The following is a 19,622-nucleotide window of genomic DNA, read 5'->3' on the forward strand; positions in this document are numbered from 1 at the left end:
ATGATTTTTAGGTTTTAGGATTAACCGTGACTCCAGAGAAGTTTTGGACTTCCGGCCGCTGTTGTCTGCAGATTTCTTGATTTATCCCGTTTTTAACGGTTGAAATCCGCAGACAAAGGCGGACGCTCCCGCTCCTCCAGTTCCAAAATTCCCCTCCGCCACTTTTCCTTTAACTTAAATTTTTCAGTTCAATTTATATAGCCGTTTATTTCGCATCTTCCATTTTTTTCTTGAACGCATCCAGCTGCTTCTGCAATTCAGCCTTGACTTTATCATATCCGGCAGTCTTGATTTTGGCTCTGAACTCCTCCACTGCTTTGGCTGGATCACTTACCTTCCCGAAGTTGATAGCCGGCCCAAGCTCCCCGGCCACCTGCGAGATCGCAGTCAGTTCACTTTCCACAGGAGTTTTGTCGAAGACAAACTGACCGTAAGGATACGGAATTTTGATTTTGTCGTATTCGTCATAGAGTGTGCCGATTTCACTCCACACCGTCTCACTTGGGATTTCGAATTTATCCATTCGGCCACCCCAGAAATCTGCATAGAAGCTGTCAGAAGCTTCATTGTAGTTGGCTGGCAATGTTCTTTTTCCATCCTTGATCTCATATTGAACGCCTTCAATACCATAGTTGATCAGATGATAGATTTCCTCGTTGTTGCGGATCAAATCATACGCCATCAGCGCCCGCTCCGGATTTTTGCTGTGGGCACCTAGGGAGGTACCGCCGTGCGTAATCGACAGCTCCATCAGATTCTTCCCGCCGGTCCGGTTGAACGGGAACATCTGCAGCTCAGAGCCTGGCTCTGCTTTGTCCATCTCTACTCGCAGCGTGGAGAAGGTCTGTGTGTGATGCTGGTCCAGACCGGATAACCCGGCCTTGAGGGCTATACGGTTGTCATTTTTGTTATTGAGCGCATCCTCGCGCCAGAATCCTTTATCAGCCCATTCTTTCATAAGCTTGGCATAATTCAGGAAGAGATCGCTGAAGATGGGTTCAGCTACGGTATATTTCTCATCGTTCGATACCGCTGTAAATACGGGCATGTAGCCTGTAGAGAGCGGAAGGTCCAGGTTATCCGTATAGGACTGAATATAGCCTCCCCATGTCACCGCACCGGAAGCCATATCCCATGGAATGACATCCGGCTTGTTGTCTTTGATATATTGCAGATACTGGCCAATTTCCTCCCAATTTTTGATCGGTTCGTTGAGCCCGGCCTCCTTCGCCCAGTCGCCGCGGTAGAAGAATCCATGGTTGACCCATTGCGTGTAATCATTCTCAGGAATCAGCACAATTTTGCCGTTGTAACGGCTCTCGTTCCAATCCTTCTCCGGGACGGATTTCCAGGTTTCCGGTGCATACCTCGGCAGCAGCTCATCCAGATTCATGAAGGCTCCGCGCTGCGCATTGGCCCAGGTATCGAGCCAATCTGTTCCGATGGTGATCAGATCAACCTTCTCCCCAGAGGCCAGCAGCAAGTTGTATTTGGTCTGCCAATCGGCCCATTCGACCCATTTCCATTCCAGCTCGGCATTGATTTTTTCTTTCATAATTTCATTGACCTTGGCCAGCACCTTTTCGAATTGTCCATTCTTCGGCTTATCACCCAGCACTACATAACTGATTTTTACGAACTTGGAGGTGTCCGGCGCCGAGCTGTCTTTGTTTCCAGTGTCATTCGTCGTATTTGCCCCATTGTTAGCCGCATTATTTCCGCCACCGCAGGCGGCCAGCGTAAACAGTAAGAGGAGTGTCAACAACATGCCTGATGCTTTTTTGATCCCCATTCTTGTACAACCTCCCTGTATTTAATTTACTTTATGTGAGAAGGCTTGATTGCCTTGGCACATCGTTGCAGTAGAATTGAAGGGTCTGGAAGATCAGCCTTTTACGGCCCCTACAGTGATACCCTTAATGAAGTAGCGCTGTACGAACGGGTAGAACAAAATGACTGGACCCGTGGCAACTACGGCTGTCGCCATCTTCATGGACTCGAGCGGCACATCACGAAGCTGCACATTCGAGGCGGCAGCGGAATTACGGACAAAATCGGCACTGGTGATCACGTTATACAAAAAAAGCTGCAAGGTGCGATATTTCATATCTGGCGACAGAAACAGCATGGAGTTATACCATTCGTTCCAGTAACCCAAGGCGATGAACAGCCCGATTGTGGCCAGGGCGGGCGTGGTCATGGGCAGAATCAGCCGGAGGAAAATCGTAAAATCGCCCGCTCCGTCGATCTTCGCCGATTCCGTAATGGCATGAGGAATAGAGCGGACGAAGCTTTTCATCATAATGATCAGGAACGGACTTAGCAGACCAGGAAGCAGAACCGCCAGATAGTTATCTTTTAAATGAAGATACTGGGTGATGAGCAGGTAGAACGGCACCAGACCTCCAGAGAACAGTGTAGTGAAGTAAATGAAGAAAGAAATTTTATTGCGGTACATGAAGTCCGGCCGCTGCAGCGCATATCCCGTCATAGCCACCAGCAGCAGGCCGATCGCTGTACCTACAATCGTCATAACTATGGTTACAATATACGATCCGATGATCAGATCGGGATTCTCAAACACGATTTTATAAGCGAACGTACTGAATTCTTTGGGCCAGAAGTTGAAGCCGGAGAGTTTGATGGCCGACTCGGAGGTGAAGGAGGTGCCCAGCACCAGCAAGAACGGCAACAGGCAGCAGAGGGCGAACAAGCCGATAAACAGATATCCGATCCACTGAACGACAAGGCCGCTGGTATCCTTTTTTTTGCGTGCGCTTACAAAAGTCTCATCCATGGGCAAGTCCTCCTAAAAAAGTGAATTGTCAGGCGATACCTTTCTGACCAGCCAGTTAGCAGTTAGAACAACGATGAATCCGAACAAGGACTGATACAGGCTGACCGCACTGCCCATCGAGAAGTTGAAGTTGGTCATCAGCGAGCGGAACACATAGGTCTCGATAATATCCGTAGAGGCGTATAACGCTGTGTTGTTAGCCCCCACCAGATTGAAGAATAATCCGAAGTTCCCCTTAAGGATTCCGCCAAGCGAGAACAGCAGCAGAATGATAAAGGTCGGTTTGAGCCAAGGCAGTACGATATACCGGATACGCTGAAAAGCATTGGCTCCGTCGATCTCCGAAGCCTCCACAATCTCACTGTCCAGCCCCATAATGGCGGCGAAATACACAATAGAGCCATATCCGGTGCTTTGCCATAAATACGTGATGACTATGATAAAAGGCCACGCCCCCGGACTCGAGTAAGCCTTCACCGGATCAAGTCCCAAGGAGTGCAGGACCGAGTTCAAAATGCCATAATCATAGCTCAGAATGTTGTAGGCGATGAGGCCGATCAGAACGGCGGATACGAAATACGGCAGGAACATCATGGTTTGGGATACTTTTTTGAACCATTTGGACCGCATCTCGTTCAACAGTACAGCGACCGTAATCTGAAGCATGTTCCCAAGGAGGATAAACGCGATGTTATAAGCGATGGTATTGAAGGTCAGGCGCCACAGATCACCCGTCATGACAAGGAACCGGAAATTCTCCAGCCCGGCAAAGGCGCTTCCGAAGATGCCGTCAGAATAGTTGTACTTGATAAACGCCAGATACAGCCCAGGCATAGGCATATAGGAAAAGATGAGAAAAAACGCTATCGCCGGAAAGCACATCAGCAGCAATGTCTTGTTGTTCTTAAAACGTTTCCAGCGGCCGCGCTTGGGTTTGGTATACCTCTTCTCTGTCAATTGGGCAGGTGAAGCAGTAGACATAAGACCCCTCCTTAATTGATTAGATAGCAGCTACCGACTGTTAAATTAATGAAACCCATTTCACAATTAAATAAAAAAATGAAACCCGTTATTCATCCTGTCTCTCTTCTTCTCGCAAATTTCCCAGGGAGTTTCCTTGTTCATTCAGCAAGTAATCGGATTATAGGTGAAATGGGTTTCATTAAAAATCAAAATGTAAGGGCTTTCTTCAACAGAATAAGCCCTCGTTATTTCAAAGTCAACTATTAATTTATATTTTTAAATCCATTATTTCTGGGGAGGCGCTGTCGTTTGGCGTACCCTTAGCTCGGGAATAACCGAATGTAAACGGGGCACGTTTTTGCCGGCAATCAGCTTGTGCAGCATTTCTGCCGCAAGATGGCCGATTTCGTTCGCCATCAGTGAAACCGTAGTCAGCTCAGGAATGCTGAAGGACGCAAATGGAATATCATCATAACCAACAATGGACAATTCTGCCGGCACGGCAAGTCCCGCCCGGTCAGCCGCTTTCAGTGCGCCGATGGCCACCAGGTCGTTCATACATATGATAGCTGTAGGCCGATCCGGCAAATTCAGCACCTGTTCTGCAAACTTGAAGCCCATATTGACAGAGAATCCCCCATGAACCATCCATTCTTTACGGACCTCCAGACCGTTGTTTCGCATAGCCGTCCGGAATCCTTGAAGCCGCTGCTGCGTATTGGACATATGCACGAAACCGCCAATGACGGCGATATCCCGGTGTCCAAGATCGATTAAATGCTGTGCAGCCAGCTCCGCCCCCAGCCTCTGGTCGACCGCCACCCTGTGAATCTTCGTGTTGGGCAGATTTCCGTTAATCATCAGCACCGGAACACGTTTGGCCGCTTCTTCTACCTCCCGCACCAGCGATTCATCCGGCTTGGACAAATCCAGCCTGCCGCCTATCATCACGATGCCATCGACCTGCTTCTCCATCAATATCCCCAGATACTGTGATTCCCGCGCATACTGGCGGTCTGTCTCCTCGTCCGAAGAGACGGTATCGCACAAAAAACAGGTATAGCCCAGTTTTCTCGTCTCCCGGTCAAAGCTGGCCAGAACCTCCGGAAAAAACGGGTTGGTTATATCCGGCAGGATGAACCCGATCATCCCGGTTTCTTTGCGGATCAGGCTTCGCGCAAGCGCGTTGGGCTGAAACTGGTGCTTGTCAATCAGCGCAGTAATCCGCTCTCTCGTTTCTTTTTTGACGGGGGCGGTATTATTAAGCACTCTGGATACAGTGGCAACCGAGACGTTGGCTTCCCTCGCGATATCATATACGGTAACGGGCTTCATTCTGCTTCCTCTCTTTGCCCATCGGCAATAACTGGTTTTGGCTTCATCTTATCGTTTAGCTCTGTATTAGTAAACCATTTATTGCTATTCCTCCCCACTTTGAATCCAGGCTTTACTCTGATGTAATCGGTTTCATTCCATGGCACTCACTATCAAGTTAATCAAGCAGGTAACAGGCATAATACATGAGATAGGGTATAATTTTAGTATAAAGGATCTGAATAGGGAGATGAAGTGATGATCAACCGTAGAACAAGAAGTTTCATAATTGCAGGTCTGGCTGCTCTTCCTATTATGGTTGGTGTCTACTTGAGGCAAACAGACTCCCAATCAGCAACTTCACAACCCGATTCGTATTTAATAGAAACCGTTTCAGTAGATGCCAATTATCTAAAGTTTGAAAATGCAGATGCGTTAGATACGGCTAGAACAGACGATCTGACCCTTGAAATCATCGAGCCCCTGGCCCTTATACACAACGCTGGAGACACCATAAAATACACACACGGGAACTATAACGAACTCCAAAAGGGAGGTTTTGAAAAAGTACGGGTTAAGCCTGTGTCCCCTTCCCCTACACATACCACTTCCGCTGCGCCTCATACATCGTCCGGTACTCGCCCGCCGTGCTCATGAGCTTCTCATGCGTGCCGTCTTGCACGATCCGTCCGTCCTTCATCACGAGAATTCGGTCCGCGAGCTTCACAGAGCCTAATCGGTGGGAGACGAGGATTGCGGTTTTATCCCGGCACAGGGCGGCGAAGCCGTTATACAGACGGGTCTCCTCCAGAGGATCGATGGCCGCCGTAGGTTCATCCAAGATCATACAGTCGCTGTCCCGGAACAATCCGCGCGCAATCGCTACACGCTGCCACTGACCGCCGGATAGATCCGTGCCGCCGAACTCGCGTCCCAGCATCGTATCCAGCCCTTCCTTAACCCCTTCACCGGATAAAAGCACCCCGGCCTCCACACACACGGATACTACTGCGACATCTGCTGGTTTCGAATATTGGCTGATCCGCACATTCTCCCGGATGGTCTCATTATACTTGCGATAATGTTGAAAAACAGCCGACGTTCGCTCATAGCTAATCCGCGAAGCCTCCACGTTCCCGTACCACACTTCTCCTGCCGTTGGCGGGTATAACCCCATAATGATGCGGCACAGTGTGGTCTTCCCGCTTCCATTCTCGCCTACAATCGCCAGCGTCTGCTTGTCCGGAATGATTAGATTGATCTGCTCCACCGCATTGCGGGTCGCCAGCGGATAGCGGAACCGGACACCTTGTAACTCAATATCACTGTCTTCGGGCCTTGGCATGCTGCTGTTTTCCTCGGCCGGTTCGGTTATGAAGTCCAGAAAATTCTCAGTAGAACCGATATTCTCCGTAGCCCAGGCGATTCTCTCGGTGATTAGCTTGTTCATGAACCGGTATAGACTGCCAATCGAAGCAAGCACCGCCGCAAAAGCTCCAATAGAAATCTCCTGCTTCATCACAGACACAAACAGCATATACACGATCAGGCCATAGCCAATAACCGTCACTATATTCAGAATGAGCTGAACGAGATGCTTGCGTACCTGCGTCCGAAGTACAATAGCGTTCAACCGTTGCAGGGCAGAGGTATACAGATTCTCGAAAAAGGAAGTAGCTCCCAGCAATCGGGTCTCCGAGAGATACGCTTTGTCCGTCAAGCACTGTTCATAGTACTCATTTTCCCGCCGGATCGGGGCAGATGCCGCCTCCAGATTCTTGAATGCGGACATCATCACCCACTCAGAGAGCATCACCGGAACAAATACGACGACAATACTTAGCGCAAGCACCGGCTTGAGCGTGAACAGATACCACCCGATGAACACGAAATAAGTCGTATAGTAGAACAGAATATCCAGTAAGGTAGTCCCGATCCACATCAGCTTGCCGCTCCCGTTCACAGCCTTGTGGATATAATCCAGCCGCCTCGTATCCTCGAATTCAGAGACCTGCAGAGAATCTACTCTTCTAAAAATCATCAGGTTCAGGTGCTTGCCCACGCTTAGCCCGTAAATCTCCTCATAACAATTCCCGAGTCCGTCCATGATATGATAGAACAGATACATAAGGGCAAGCGCACCTAAGGAAAAGAGAATCATCTTGAAGTCTATTCGGTCCGTAGCATAGGCAGCAGCCGCATCCAAAAATCTCTGCAACAATAACACCTGCAGCACCCATGAGACCGCCTGGAGCAAGGCAATGCCGATGTATGTGTAAGACTTCCCGGGACTCACCTGGAATAACAGCCGCAGGCATCTGGCTCCGTTCCTCAGGAATCCCTTCCCCTGTATTCTATCCATGCTGCACCTTACTCTCTGTTTCATACCACGACTTCTGGCTGGCGAACATCTTCCGGTATATGCCGTCCGGCTTTTCCATCAATTGCTCATGGGAGCCCTGCTCCGCAATCCGCCCGCTACGCACCACCAGGATCTCATCCGAGATTCTCGCAGCGCCCAGTCTGTGGGTGATGTAAATGGTGAACCTGTCTGCGCGGATGCTGCTGAACATTTCATATAGCCGGCTCTCTTCTATGGGGTCCAGGGCAGCCGTAGGCTCGTCCATGATATGGATAGCTGAGCTGGAATACAAGAGTCTCGCTATCGCCAGCCGTTGCCACTGTCCACCGGAGAGATCAACGCTGTTCTCTTTGATTTTGCCGACATAGGAATTGAGACCGGATTCCAGCCCCTGGACCATCCCGTCCAGATTCATCTCGCTTATACAGTGATGGATTCTTTCTTCATCCAGCTTCAGGATATCCCCCAGCCGGATATTATCTTGTATCGTCAATGCATACTTGGCGTAATTCTGGAAGACTACTGCAATGATGCCTTTCAGCTCCGGGTAGCTGTACTCCCGCAGGTTCCTATTATTAATGAAGACTTCACCTTCGTAGGTATCGTACATCCCGGTAAGCAGTTTGATCAGGGTAGACTTACCGGCCCCGTTGTCTCCGACAATGGCATAGCTCTTCCCGCTAACCATAGTGAACGAGCATTGATTCAATATGTATCTCTCCGTATCGGGGTAGCGGAAGCTCACCTGCCTGAATTCCAGCGATTGAAAGACGAAGCCGTCTAGCTCCACAGGTAGAGCAGCAGCATCCGTCTTCTCACTGAGTCCGGCAAAAGCAGAGAAGTCCTTCAGATACTCCTTCATCCGCGCATGCTCCTGCATCGTCTCGGCTAACTGCCAGGACATCCTCTGCACGAGGCTGAAGATCGCGGTCACCAGCGAGATGAACAGGCCAATCGACAGCTCGCCCAAGTGCAGCGCTGGTAGCAGCAAGGCCACAATAATGATGCCGATCAGCAGGGCGATGATCGAGCCGCTTTTCAGATGAAGGAAGCTGCGGATCTGTATCTTCTTCTCCACCGCGTACGTCTGATCATACAGCTTGTCGTACCGATCCCTGAGCGCCGGACTATACCCGAATAACGTGCGTTCCTCCGCATCCTCCCGGCTGGTCAGGATATGGGCCAGATCCGCACTCCTCCTCCGTATCCGCTGCGCATCCATCCCCAGCACATAATTCGCCTTGCCCGTCTTCATGGCGATATAGAACAAAGGCACCGTAACCAGCACAATCACAATCCCCGTAATGAACGTGGACGACATCACAATCACAAGCAGCGAAGCGGTCCCAATCAGCAGATTCAGTCCATTCATCAGATTGTTGAACCCGCCCATGAAATGACCCACCGGATCTCCGCACACCCTATGGATTAACTCCGCAGTCTCCTTATTCTCAATATGCTGATATGCAAGCCGCGCCCGCTTGAGCACCATCTCCCGCTTCAGCCGCACATTCAGCCGGTTGCGCCCCGTCAACTCTATGAGCTGCATCAGGCTGGGAAGCAGATGAGTGACGATCACATAAACCATAATCAGCGCTAGCGGCCTATAGATTAACGAATACTCCGCCCTCCCATTCACAATATGGGTCGCCGTATTAATGAAATAAGCCAACACCAGCGTCTGATAAGCAGGCATCAGAGCATCCACCAGCATATACCCTATCGCCGCCGCCGTCTGCACCGGAATCACCCGAAGCGGAATCCTGATCAGATCGAATACTGTATATTTTCTTGAAGTAAGCATGTAGTCTCCTTGTTGGAATGAATTATAGTAGGGACGAATCACAATAGGAAAGACTCGCAAAGCGTGCCCTAATTCATAGTATCATTTCCATCCTGGAGGAATAACCTGTCAGATTATAGGGGTTGGGTGGCTGGAAAATAAAAATGACTGTGCCGGGGTGGGCAGCAGTCATTTCATTAGAGCCAAGTATGATATTCCCGCTAGGGCTGAATACTTACCTTTGTCGCGTACCACTTCCCGGCTTTCAATTTCAGCGTTAACTGAACAGGTTCTCTGAATCCAAAATAATCGTCATCATATTTCTGAGTCACATATACTTTTGCACCTGCGAAGTAATGTAGCGGCAATACAAAACCGATATGATGAGAGCTTGAATGGTACTCAAAGCCATCGGATGTCATACCACGTTCAACAGGATTTATTTTGCTGTATACTGAAGGACTCATGTAATTCATATTAGCGTCTCTTTTCATCGCTTCTTCTAAAAGGAGCTTGGTATCATGCAATATCCATGCCCCAAACGCGATGTAGGCAATAACAAATAGAAGAATGAATGAAAGCAGTAATTTTCTCTTTTTCATGGGTACCTCCTTTAAAAAAACCATATTTCTATCGTTCTGTAGAGTATACTACGTGGATTTAACAGTTTATATCTTTTATTGTTGAACACAAAGTACTTTAAGGATGAAGGAGATGGGCAAGTGGATAGTATCCTAGAGAGCCTGTATCACGGCAACTTGCATCCCGATGAAAATATCATACCCAATGACCCGCAGTATTCTATTTTAAGAAAAAGAGTTTCAAGTATGGATTTCGCTTGGGAGTGGGGATTATGGTAGAGGTTTTAACGGGGGAGGAGGAGCTTGCTGGTAGGTTGAGTGGTGTTGGTGATAAGACTTCATGAATAACAAATTAATCGTTATATAAAGGTAAAAAGGAACTAAAGGGTGTTCATGTTTTTGCTGAAGGAGGTGTGACCGGAGACCGCGGGTTTTTGGTAGTTCCTGAATTCAACTTAGAAGCTATAAAGGAAGTTATTCAAGTTACCATTTCAAAATGCGCTGAGGATGACTGGGAAAAAAACTGCATTGTCCATTAATAGACTTTTTCTTTGGGAATATGATGAAACGAAGAATTACAAACAATTTTCAGGGAATTCGCATAATTAATCCTTATCATTTAACATTACCTAATTCCTCGTTATAATATCATACTCCGGCTTTATAACCATAAGTAATGGTGGTTTCAAAGTCCTCATAAAAAAGTATTTCCTCAAAGTCTTTTGGAATAACTTTGTCTAATTCGTCAAGAAGAGCATTTGCAGCAAGTTCAGCTCCTTTATCATTAACCCCTTCGTATCCAATGGCCGGCCCACTCTGACCTTCATAAGCAGTAAATATCCAATGATCCAATGTATTATCTTTAACTTGAATTATATAACAATATGCATCTTCCATATTGGAGGTTTTATAGATGGGTTCTCCAAATAAAGTCACTTAAATCTATGCAAAGTGTTTATCCCCACCTAATTTCCATTGTCACTGAAGAGACTAGTAGTTATTTATGTTTCATTTCATTTATAACTTCAACAGCACTAATTTTCCATTCTATTCCGTCTTGAACTAAGAAAAACTTCAGTTGGCCGGAGTATATCTCTTTCAATACATTTTCGGGACCATATACCATTATTTCAAAACTGGCTAATACTTCAGTAGTATTTAAAGATCGTTTGAGGACATTTAGTTTAACTGATGGAGCGGGAAGACTCTCCTGCTCGCTAAATGCAAGAAATTTAGAGATATTTACAGGATATAAAATAGGGTCACTTTTACTGAACTGAAATTCAGATATGTAATGATTGATTTCGTTTGTTGGAGAACGATACAGAGATATTCCACCCCAAATAATCATACCTGCAACTAAAATCAAGATTAATCTTAAGATATTTTTATTCATCTTCTTTAATCCCCCCGCGAATTAAACTAGCATGAATATTTAGAATATTCACGCTAGTGCAGTATTTATTCCTTCTTATTAACACCTTCCCCCCCATCAATCCACCACCAACACCCGCGGCGACGCACTTCGAATAGATTTAGATGCTGCCCAGCACCCCAAACCTGCGGCAATGACACTCAGGGGAATCATCGCAGTGATACCTCCCCCATTCATAATCAAAGGAACTTGAATAATCCCATAATCGGACAGGATCACGTTCAGCAGTGGCGGGAGGCCTAATAAACCTACAGGAATCCCTACCAGCGCACCGATCCCCGATACGACCAGGATTCCGGTGGTTTCCGACAGACGGATCTGGCGTGAGGTCATGCCGATGGACTTGTAAATGCCGTAGGTTCGGCTCTCTTTTTTCATATTGATCCGGCAAATGCTGTAGATGATCACGAACGTAATGACGATGAACAACAGCGCCATGACGGACACTGGCAGCACGATGATTTTGACCGCCTGGGAGAATACCTCATCCACAAGCGAAGCCTGACTGGCGATGCCGAGTACACTGCCGTACCGCTCTTGCAATTCATTCACGAATGAATCGGTTGAAGTACCCTCATTCAGATTAATAAAAGTGGTGCTCATCTCACTTCCATAATCCGGATTACTCGTTCTGATGACATCGGCGGTAATCCGCCCCGAATTGGACATGTTCGCGATCGCCTGGTAGATTCCGGTGACGGTCAGTGTATGTTCTTCCCCTTCAATATAAATGTCCAGAGAATCCCCTGCTTGGATGCCCAGCGTTCGGGCGACATTCACTCCAACCGAGATTTCATTGGCAGACACAGGGTTGTGACCGTCCACATTCTCATAGCCTATCTCATCATAGTTTCCATCCGCGACCGTCAGTAAGATTCCCATCGTATCCTGCTTCACGGCAGACCCGTCCTTCGGAGGAATCGGCACCACCGCATTGGCATCCCCGTACCGCGAGTAATTCTTAACCCTTGGGTCGGAGAGGACTTCTTCCTGAAGCTGTGCAAAAGTCATTTTGGCTGGATTATCGATTCTGATGGACAGATCGGCCGAATCATACCCCCATTTGGCAATGGTTCCATGGATGGAAGCAATGCTGTATACGAACAGGAACCCAAAGACAAGTACCGCAGTGGACAACGCTGAGATCAGCACAATCAGCAGCGAACCCCGGATATTCTTGGTGACACTCCTTAGCCCGATAATCATCGAGGTGGGAAGAGTGCCTAGCTGCAGAAGCTTTCTTTTCCATGTTCCATTACCCCTGGATTGGTGGGAGTATTCCTTCTCGGACATGCCATAACGAACAGCTTGGGCCGGCTCAACATGGCGCGCCTTATTCGCAAACAGCAGGGTCGAGAGGAAAATTATTGCAACAACAGCAATGCTGGTCCCCACGCCTGTAACTGATAATAGATCATTCATCCCTGATGAACCTGTGTTGAGATAAGCCATGGAACCCGCAACAATGGTGCCGGAGAGGATATTGCTGACCAGCATCCCCGGAATGACCGATACGAGCGCCAGGAAGGTGTATTGCGCAACATAGGCCATAATGACTTTGCGGGACGATAATCCGACAGATTTAATGATCCCTATCGTTCTGTAATTAGAGAGGACGGCATCGGCAATCGTGAATCCCAAGGTGTACAGGGCCACGCAGATCATGACTACAGCCAGAAAAATCATCATAAAGCTGATCACCTGGTTCGCAATCATATAATAGGAAGACAAGCTCTCGAAGTCCTTAACCGACTCCAGGTAGGGGGTCCCGAGAGACTGCTCGAATCTATCCCAGTAGGTCCTATGTTGGCTGTAATCCTCAAATCTTAGTCCGGTCATATACTTATCGCCGCCTGGCAGCAGGGTCATATGCGTGTTATAATCCTCATGATTCAGCCAGATTCTCCCGCTTGTAGCAAAAGGCGAACAGTAGGAAATATCCACAACGACGGCCGCAACGTTCAACCGGATGGTCCCTTCATCTGTCTTGAACTCAACCGAATCGCCCACATGAATATCATTGGAATAAGCCAGCGAGGTGGGAATCCAGGCCGTTCCTGCTTCCGGTGTGCTCTGTTCTTCCCCTTCCACGAACTGCAGCCGGTCCACGGGAAAAGGCCCTTCGGGCGCATCCATCATGAACAAGTCCACATTGGGGATCTCTTTCCCGGCGTGAGACATACTGGACAGATAGCGGTACCGCATCAAATCCGAAGCCGTTACCCCTGACTGCTCCTCCCACCATTTATGTACCTCGACCGGATCGTGGATGCCATTCTCCATCTGCAATATTTGGTGAGCGCCACGGGACTGGTCATGCATACTCCCATACATCCGGTTGGTGTTGTTGAGAACGGACACGGCGGTCGAGAGGAGCAGAGCTGCCAGCATGATGATGATCGCAATGAAGCTGTTTTGCACTTTTTTGTGCTTCAGATTCGTCCAGCATAGTTTCCATACCGCATACATCCGCTACCTCTCCTCCCCTGACATGAACATGAAAATTTGGTTTTCTCTCGCTTTCAACTGATCCGGTGCGTATTTGCCAAGCTCCAGAATCCCGTCGATCGTGCCATCTTTGACCAGGATTAACCGGTCCGCTCTGCACGCAGCCTGGATATCATGCGTCACCATAAGGATCGATTGATCATTCTGGTTCATCTCCGTCAACAGATCCAGAATCACTGCGCCTTGCTCCTGGCTTAATGCCCCTGTAGGCTCATCCGCAAAAATCACCTCCGGCGAATTGATGAGCGCCCTGGCAATCGCCGCTCTCTGCTGTTGTCCTCCAGATACCTGGGACGGCAGGCGTCCGGCTTGTGCCCCGATCCCCATCTGGTGCAGCAGGCTTAATGCCTGCTCGTTCACCCCGCTTGCGCTGCGGCCAGCCACGTATCCCGGGAAAGCCACATTCTCCAGCAAGGTGAAATCAGGAACCAGATTGATCGATTGATACACATAGCCGATTTTGTTGGACCGGAAATCCGTAAGCTCTTTCTCTGTGTATGCATCGATTCGCTGTCCCTTGAACATCACTTCTCCGGAAGTAATCCCGTCAAGGCCGCTGAGGAGGTATAGCAACGTAGATTTGCCTGAGCCCGAGCTGCCCATAATCACCGTAAAGTCACCTTTGTATACTTCGAGATTAATGCTTTTAGCTGCGAGAAACTGTTCATTGCCTGAGGAGTAGATTTTGCATAGATCAACAGTCTTGATTAAGACTTCTTTGCCGGGAATCTGTGTTATCAAGGGGTCGCCTCCTAAAATCAATCTTATTCTTCTTTCTGATCTTCGCCTGAATGTTCAATCTTAAGATCGCCGGTGTCAGAGATAAGCTTGACGAGCGGCCCGCCCTCACCGATAGTACCATCCTGATAACCCGGCAGCGTCACCTGAACGGTTCCAGAATCCGCAGAGAATTGGGTACGGAGCGCCTGAGGCGCTTCAGCGGTCTGTATGGTAATATCTCCAGTATCCGAGGTGGCATGGATATCTTGACGGATGCGCTCAAGCGAGGCCGTGATTTCACCAGTATCCGTCTCCGCATGAATGATCCCCTCCTCTATATCCAGCTTGATAGAACCCGTGTCACTTATTGCCCGATATTCCTTCGCCAGGACGGGGCCGACATCAATTTTTCCCGTGTCCGTTACCACCTCAAGCTGGTCTAGCCGGGTTGCAGGAATCCCTACCGTGAGCTTAAGATCCGTATAGATATCCCAAAAGCGGAATCGGCTGTCCTGAACAACCTCAATGCTGGTCTGTCCCTGATCCTGAGTAATATTCAGCCGGTAATCCTTAAGGAGCGACTTGGTCGTCTTTCCTCCTAAGGTTGCCTTGATTTCATCTCCCTGAATAGGAACCACATCCACCGTCCCCGTCTCTGCATGGATAAGGAGTTTTGTGGTCTTGTCCATCCGGACAGGTTGTTCAACCGATAGCTCAACCAAATTGAATGGTGAATTGCCTAACAGATACAGCACTACATTTCCAATGACTCCGACAGCAATTAATAGAAGGGCAAGTCTGGTTACGTTCCGGAATCTATTTTTCAAAAGAGGTCACATCCTTTTTGATGACTGTCATATTATATTTCAGGTACCGGAGCACAAGATGGTAATACACCCGGGTGAACTTTAGTGCTCCGATGACGATCAGAAGCCCCCCGCCGGCCAAAACAAGCATCAGAAAAATACCATTGAAGATAAGCATGGCCGACTGATACTGAATTATTAATATAACCGGAGAGAGGATCAAGAAAAATCCAAAGCCGAATACCCCGGCCAAGATCGCCAAAGAGGCGACAAAAGGCAGCAGAACAATAACTAAGTTGAATAATCCCAAACTAACCGTTGCCTTAACCGCTCTCGTTACGTTTAAGAGCGTTGGGGCTTTGTCCGCTTTTTCAATTTGCGACTGGGTCAGTAATTCACGGGCGATCAACCGGGGATGACCCAGCTTGGTGATCACCTCTGCTTCAGACCGCCCGCTTAACCGGGCATACTCGAAATGCTCCTTGAACTCCCCCATAAGATCAGCACATTCCTCAGGAGGAAGCAGCTTCAGATACCGTGCCAATTCATTCAGATAGGCCTCTTTATTCAATCTGATCCCCCCCAATGATCTCCTGCACTCCTATGGCAAAAGCATTCCATTCCTCAATCATGTCGTTCATGACTCTCCTTCCCTCATCGGTAATCTTATAGTACTTCCGGGGCGGCCCCTCACCCGATTCAGATAAATAGGTGGAAAATAATCCATCCGCCGCCAGCCTTCTTAACAACGGATAGATGGTGCCCTCGGCTATGGCGAATTTCTGCGAGATCTGCTCCACCAGCTCATATCCGTAACGGTCTTTCTGCGATGTTAAAACAAGAACACAAAGCTCCAGCACACCCTTCTTGAACTGAACATTCAATACTTATCACCACGCTTTATTTAGTACTGTGCAATAAACAGTAGTTACTAATACAAAGATTACCATCTGCTACTGTTTAATGCAAGGTAGTTGGAGGTAATAGTTGTATTTCACGTTTACTCATGATTTTCTCACTCCTTAACATTAGTCCTTCAGATGTAACTGGCGGAGATCAATTCTATGCTACTGTCGGGACTGCTCAAGGCTATTGTAATGATTGCGTTCATATCCATTCTCATCGTTTATCTCTCGTTACAATGGGCTTATTTCATTATGAATTTTGTGTGCTATGGGCATATGCCGTGATGGATATGGGTTGTAGTCCATAGACTGTTGACGAGATAGTATTTGAGGAGGTTTACCCATGGAAACGAATTATCAACAAGTTGCCTGGAATTGTAGCAACAAATGCCGCAAGCAATTATGGTCTAGCCTATTGATCCCTACGTAGTCGAAACCTTAATGTCTGTAAAAGGTAAGCAGGTGGTGCTCGAAACCACTCGCGGTAGGATTAGCGGCTGCTTGTTCCGTTCCTTACCATTCCACCGAGGCTGAACCTCCCTGCAAGCTTAACACCCTTCACTATGCATCGTCGTTCAAGGTCTTAAGGATATCGTCATTGGTAAAGAGCGCTTCAGGTATGGTCCACCGCACTACCTTGTAGCCTCTATGGATTTGCCGATCATTGCCGAAGTGCTGGAAGCATCCCCCGATCTGCATCGGTTGTATGGGCTTTGGAGATCCCCTCAGTGGTTACCCTGGCTGGGCGCTGGGCGAGGAAGGCAGCCGCCTTGTGATCAGACACGCACTTGAGGGAGGGATCAACTTCTTCGATACCGCTAATTTGTATTCGCACGGAACCAGCGAGGAAAGCGTCGGCAGGGCGCGCAAGGATTATGCTACACGGGAGAACGTCGTCATTGCCACCAAACTGGGTGCTCCCATGCGTTCAGGACCTAATTCATTCGGGCTCTCACGCAAGGCGATTATGACGGAAATTCACCACAGCTTGAGACGTCTTGGAACGGATTATATCAACCTGTACCAGATTCATGGGGCTGACCCTTTTACCCCGTGGGAAGAGACGCTTGAAGCCCTCCATGATCTCGTAAAAATGGGCAAAGTGCGCTATTGGGGCGCTTCCACCATGAGAACTTGGCAGTTCGCAAAGGCCCTTCATCTCCAGAAAGCAAACGGTTGGGCCCGCTTCATCTCCATGCAACACAACTACAACTTGATTGCACGCGAAGAAGAGAACGAGATGATCCCGCTCTGTGCCGACGAAGAAGCTGAGCGGCTGGAAGCCGCATACACCCCTCGTATCGACGTAAATGTCAAAAATCCCGACCCGAAATCGATAGCCCGCATGGCAGCTACCGTTGGGCATGAGGTTGCGATTCCGGGTGGTTTGAAGTGAATTGAACGGAGTAAGAGGCCCATGCGGGGTTGCATGGGCCTCTTGCTTTTTCGATCACGGTCTTCTTCGTTGCCTCATACGTAAGGTTGCTGTTGTTATTCATGGCAGCCGGGGCGGCCATTGCAGACATTGGAGCAAGTATCGTCAGCATGAGCCACCTTGTCGTATTTCATCGTTATTCCCCTTCCTTCCATTACCCTTTCACACCGGACATCGTAATGCCCTGAATGTAATAGCGCTGCAGGAACAGAAACAGGATCAGGATCGGAACCGTGGAAATGGTGCTTGCGGCAAGAATCTTGGACCAATCTGTTCCTTCCACCGAGGAGAACGTGGCAATGGCTACCTGAATCATCTGTTTCTTTTCGTCATTGATAACGATTAGAGGCCACAGATAGGAATCCCAGTTGCCAAGAAAGGTCATCAGCGCAAGAGTGATCATCGGCGGGACAGCCGCAGGCAAGACAATACTGGAGAAAGTCCGGGACATCGAGGCTCCGTCGATTTTGGCCGCCTCCAGAATCTCATCCGGAATCTCCGCGAAGAACTGCCGCAGCAGAAAGATTCCGAACACAGACAGCATCGAAGGAATCACCAGCGCCTTATAGGAGTTAAGCCAGCCGAAATAATTCATCAGCAGATAGTTCGGGACCAGCGTTACTTCACCGGGAATAATCATCGCCGACATGAACAGGGCGAAGACAACCGCTTTGCCACGGAAACGCAGCTTGGCAAAAGCAAACGCAGACATCGAATTCACTAACAGCACCAGCAGGGTTACAATCCCTGCCACAAACAGTGTATTAGCGATATAGCGGAGAAAAGGGTTGCCCTCACTGAAGATAACCTCTTTGAAGTTAGCCAGCGTTGGCTGAACAGGAACGAACAAATGAATATTCAGACTGGAGGAGTACTTGAATAATTCCTCATAAGGGCGTAGTGAACCCGAGATCATCCAGAGGATCGGGATAATTGAAATGACAGCCAGAACGGTCATCACCGTATACTTGGCAATGCTTGCAAAGCGGTTCATGTGGATTCCTCCTAGTAGTTTTACGAAACAGCCGCTTCCTTAAAATTCCTCTGCAGCAAAATGGACTACAGAAGCGTCTCCATTAATGTTCCGCGTTCCGGAACAGTCTCATTTGCACGAGCGAGATGGCGAGAACAATCGCGAACAGAATAAAGGCGGCAGCGGTGCCGTAGCCCATCTGCATCTGCTGGAAGGCCATTTTATAGATATAATAGACTGCGGTTTCGGTAGCCCCGTTGGGTCCTCCACTGGTCAATACAAACACAAGGCCGGACAGCTTAATGGCATCAATGGTCGTCATAATCACCACGAAGGCCGTGGTACGGTTCAGCAAAGGAAGCGTAATGCGGAAGAACTGCTGAACTTTGGTAGCACCGTCTACCCGGGCCGCCTCGTATAAATCTTGCGGAATGTTGTTCAGTCCGGCCAGGAAGATAATCATGAAAAAACCTACGCCTTTCCATATTCCCAGCATGATCACGCCGTTCATCGCCGTATCCGGGTTGGACAGGAAATTGGTAGTGGGCAGATGAAGTGTCTTCAGCACATTGTTCAGAATCCCGAATTCCTTGTTGTAGATCAGTTTGAACACCGTTGCGGCCACAGCCGTAGAAATGACTACCGGAATGAAATAGAGTGTGCGGAACAGACCGGTAAGCTTGAACTTTTTCTGGATTAATAGTGCCAAGCCCAGTGAAATCGCGGTCTGAATCGGAATCACTACGATGGCAAAATGAAACGAATGCCTGAGACTGGCCAGAAAATCCCTGTCCGTCATCAGAGACTTGTAATTGTCCAGCCCGATGAAGCTGCGGGTCGATCCTACCAGGTTATAATTCTGAAAGCTGATCACAAAGGCTTGCAGCATCGGATAGAACACAAAGATGAGCAGCAAAGCAAAGGAAGGCAGCACGAACCACCAGGCGGTTATTTCTTCTCCCCGCAGAAACCGGCGGGGCTTTTTGCTGGATGGGGCAGTTTTGGAGGCAGACTCAGCTGCCGCTGTAACGCTTGTCATG

19 protein-coding genes and 1 pseudogene are annotated in these 19,622 nt (G+C 48.5%); 4 read left to right on the forward strand and 16 right to left on the reverse strand.

Annotated elements, in window-relative coordinates; all coding sequences use genetic code 11:
- Nucleotides 1–205 precede the first annotated feature (205 nt).
- The 7 genes from MKZ07_RS13975 to MKZ07_RS14005 all read right to left on the reverse strand — a co-directional run bounded on the left by MKZ07_RS13975 (nucleotide 206) and on the right by MKZ07_RS14005 (nucleotide 9,821).
- Nucleotides 206–1,792: an ABC transporter substrate-binding protein gene (locus MKZ07_RS13975; RefSeq protein WP_036699370.1), complete on the reverse strand. Its 1,587-nt coding sequence runs from the start codon at nucleotides 1,790–1,792 to the stop codon at nucleotides 206–208.
- 93 nt (nucleotides 1,793–1,885) lie between these two features.
- Complete coding sequence (locus MKZ07_RS13980) at nucleotides 1,886–2,797, reverse strand: carbohydrate ABC transporter permease (protein ID WP_036699369.1); 912 nt, start codon at nucleotides 2,795–2,797, stop codon at nucleotides 1,886–1,888.
- Nucleotides 2,798–2,809: 12 nt separating this feature from the next.
- Nucleotides 2,810–3,778 (reverse strand): ABC transporter permease, encoded by a 969-nt coding sequence (locus MKZ07_RS13985; protein ID WP_036699368.1) that lies wholly within the window; start codon nucleotides 3,776–3,778, stop codon nucleotides 2,810–2,812.
- Between the two features lie 267 nt (nucleotides 3,779–4,045).
- Nucleotides 4,046–5,095 (reverse strand): LacI family DNA-binding transcriptional regulator, encoded by a 1,050-nt coding sequence (locus MKZ07_RS13990; RefSeq protein WP_036699367.1) that lies wholly within the window; start codon nucleotides 5,093–5,095, stop codon nucleotides 4,046–4,048.
- A gap of 574 nt (nucleotides 5,096–5,669) precedes the next feature.
- Entirely contained in the window at nucleotides 5,670–7,436 is a 1,767-nt protein-coding gene (locus MKZ07_RS13995; protein ID WP_341026184.1) for an ABC transporter ATP-binding protein, read from the reverse strand.
- Nucleotides 7,429–9,240, reverse strand: coding sequence for an ABC transporter ATP-binding protein (locus MKZ07_RS14000; protein ID WP_341026186.1), 1,812 nt, complete (start codon nucleotides 9,238–9,240; stop codon nucleotides 7,429–7,431). The genes MKZ07_RS13995 and MKZ07_RS14000 overlap by 8 nt, the downstream gene beginning before the upstream one ends.
- Nucleotides 9,241–9,440: 200 nt before the next feature.
- Nucleotides 9,441–9,821: a hypothetical protein gene (locus MKZ07_RS14005; RefSeq protein WP_341026187.1), complete on the reverse strand. Its 381-nt coding sequence runs from the start codon at nucleotides 9,819–9,821 to the stop codon at nucleotides 9,441–9,443.
- Nucleotides 9,822–9,941: 120 nt separating this feature from the next.
- Between MKZ07_RS14005 and MKZ07_RS14010 the strand changes: the two genes are divergently transcribed.
- A complete protein-coding gene (locus tag MKZ07_RS14010) occupies nucleotides 9,942–10,079 on the forward strand; it encodes a DUF6809 family protein (RefSeq protein ID WP_341026189.1) in 138 nt (45 codons plus the stop codon).
- A 369-nt stretch (nucleotides 10,080–10,448) separates the two neighbouring features.
- On the opposite strand, the gene MKZ07_RS14015 is transcribed toward MKZ07_RS14010, so the two are convergent.
- The 7 genes from MKZ07_RS14015 to MKZ07_RS14045 form a co-directional block, all read right to left on the reverse strand.
- Nucleotides 10,449–10,736, reverse strand: coding sequence for a hypothetical protein (locus MKZ07_RS14015; RefSeq protein WP_341026191.1), 288 nt, complete (start codon nucleotides 10,734–10,736; stop codon nucleotides 10,449–10,451).
- 61 nt (nucleotides 10,737–10,797) lie between these two features.
- Nucleotides 10,798–11,196, reverse strand: a complete 399-nt coding sequence (locus MKZ07_RS14020) for a hypothetical protein (protein WP_341026193.1) — start codon at nucleotides 11,194–11,196, stop codon at nucleotides 10,798–10,800.
- 96 nt (nucleotides 11,197–11,292) lie between these two features.
- A complete protein-coding gene (locus tag MKZ07_RS14025; protein WP_341026195.1) occupies nucleotides 11,293–13,704 on the reverse strand; it encodes an FtsX-like permease family protein in 2,412 nt (803 codons plus the stop codon).
- 3 nt (nucleotides 13,705–13,707) lie between these two features.
- A complete protein-coding gene (locus MKZ07_RS14030) occupies nucleotides 13,708–14,484 on the reverse strand; it encodes an ABC transporter ATP-binding protein (RefSeq protein WP_341026197.1) in 777 nt (258 codons plus the stop codon).
- Nucleotides 14,485–14,507: 23 nt separating this feature from the next.
- Nucleotides 14,508–15,290, reverse strand: a complete 783-nt coding sequence (locus tag MKZ07_RS14035) for a DUF4097 family beta strand repeat-containing protein (protein ID WP_341026199.1) — start codon at nucleotides 15,288–15,290, stop codon at nucleotides 14,508–14,510.
- Nucleotides 15,280–15,840 (reverse strand): HAAS signaling domain-containing protein, encoded by a 561-nt coding sequence (locus tag MKZ07_RS14040; protein WP_341026201.1) that lies wholly within the window; start codon nucleotides 15,838–15,840, stop codon nucleotides 15,280–15,282. Before MKZ07_RS14040 ends, MKZ07_RS14035 begins: the two co-directional genes overlap by 11 nt.
- The gene (locus MKZ07_RS14045) at nucleotides 15,833–16,153 is read right to left on the reverse strand and encodes a PadR family transcriptional regulator (protein WP_341026203.1); all 321 of its coding nucleotides are present in this window, start codon (nucleotides 16,151–16,153) and stop codon (nucleotides 15,833–15,835) included. Before MKZ07_RS14045 ends, MKZ07_RS14040 begins: the two co-directional genes overlap by 8 nt.
- Before the next feature lie 435 nt (nucleotides 16,154–16,588).
- On the opposite strand from MKZ07_RS14045, the gene MKZ07_RS14050 reads away from it, so the two are divergent.
- The 3 genes and pseudogenes from MKZ07_RS14050 to MKZ07_RS14060 form a co-directional block, all read left to right on the forward strand.
- The gene (locus MKZ07_RS14050) at nucleotides 16,589–16,708 is read left to right on the forward strand and encodes a DUF2642 domain-containing protein (RefSeq protein WP_341028000.1); all 120 of its coding nucleotides are present in this window, start codon (nucleotides 16,589–16,591) and stop codon (nucleotides 16,706–16,708) included.
- Between the two features lie 63 nt (nucleotides 16,709–16,771).
- Complete coding sequence (locus MKZ07_RS14055; RefSeq protein ID WP_341028003.1) at nucleotides 16,772–16,966, forward strand: AraC family transcriptional regulator N-terminal domain-containing protein; 195 nt, start codon at nucleotides 16,772–16,774, stop codon at nucleotides 16,964–16,966.
- Nucleotides 16,881–17,438, forward strand: a pseudogene (locus tag MKZ07_RS14060) (aldo/keto reductase); the annotation flags it as partial. The gene MKZ07_RS14055 and the pseudogene MKZ07_RS14060, both read left to right, overlap by 86 nt.
- 325 nt (nucleotides 17,439–17,763) lie before the next feature.
- On the opposite strand, the gene MKZ07_RS14065 reads toward MKZ07_RS14060, so the two are convergent.
- A complete protein-coding gene (locus tag MKZ07_RS14065; RefSeq protein ID WP_042238663.1) occupies nucleotides 17,764–18,603 on the reverse strand; it encodes a carbohydrate ABC transporter permease in 840 nt (279 codons plus the stop codon).
- An 82-nt stretch (nucleotides 18,604–18,685) separates the two neighbouring features.
- Nucleotides 18,686–19,621, reverse strand: coding sequence for a carbohydrate ABC transporter permease (locus tag MKZ07_RS14070; RefSeq protein ID WP_341026205.1), 936 nt, complete (start codon nucleotides 19,619–19,621; stop codon nucleotides 18,686–18,688).
- Between the last annotated feature and the right edge of the window lies 1 nt (nucleotide 19,622).

The organism is Paenibacillus sp. FSL P4-0338, from assembly GCF_038002365.1.
In the GTDB taxonomy this organism is placed as follows: Bacteria; Bacillota; Bacilli; order Paenibacillales; family Paenibacillaceae; genus Paenibacillus_AQ.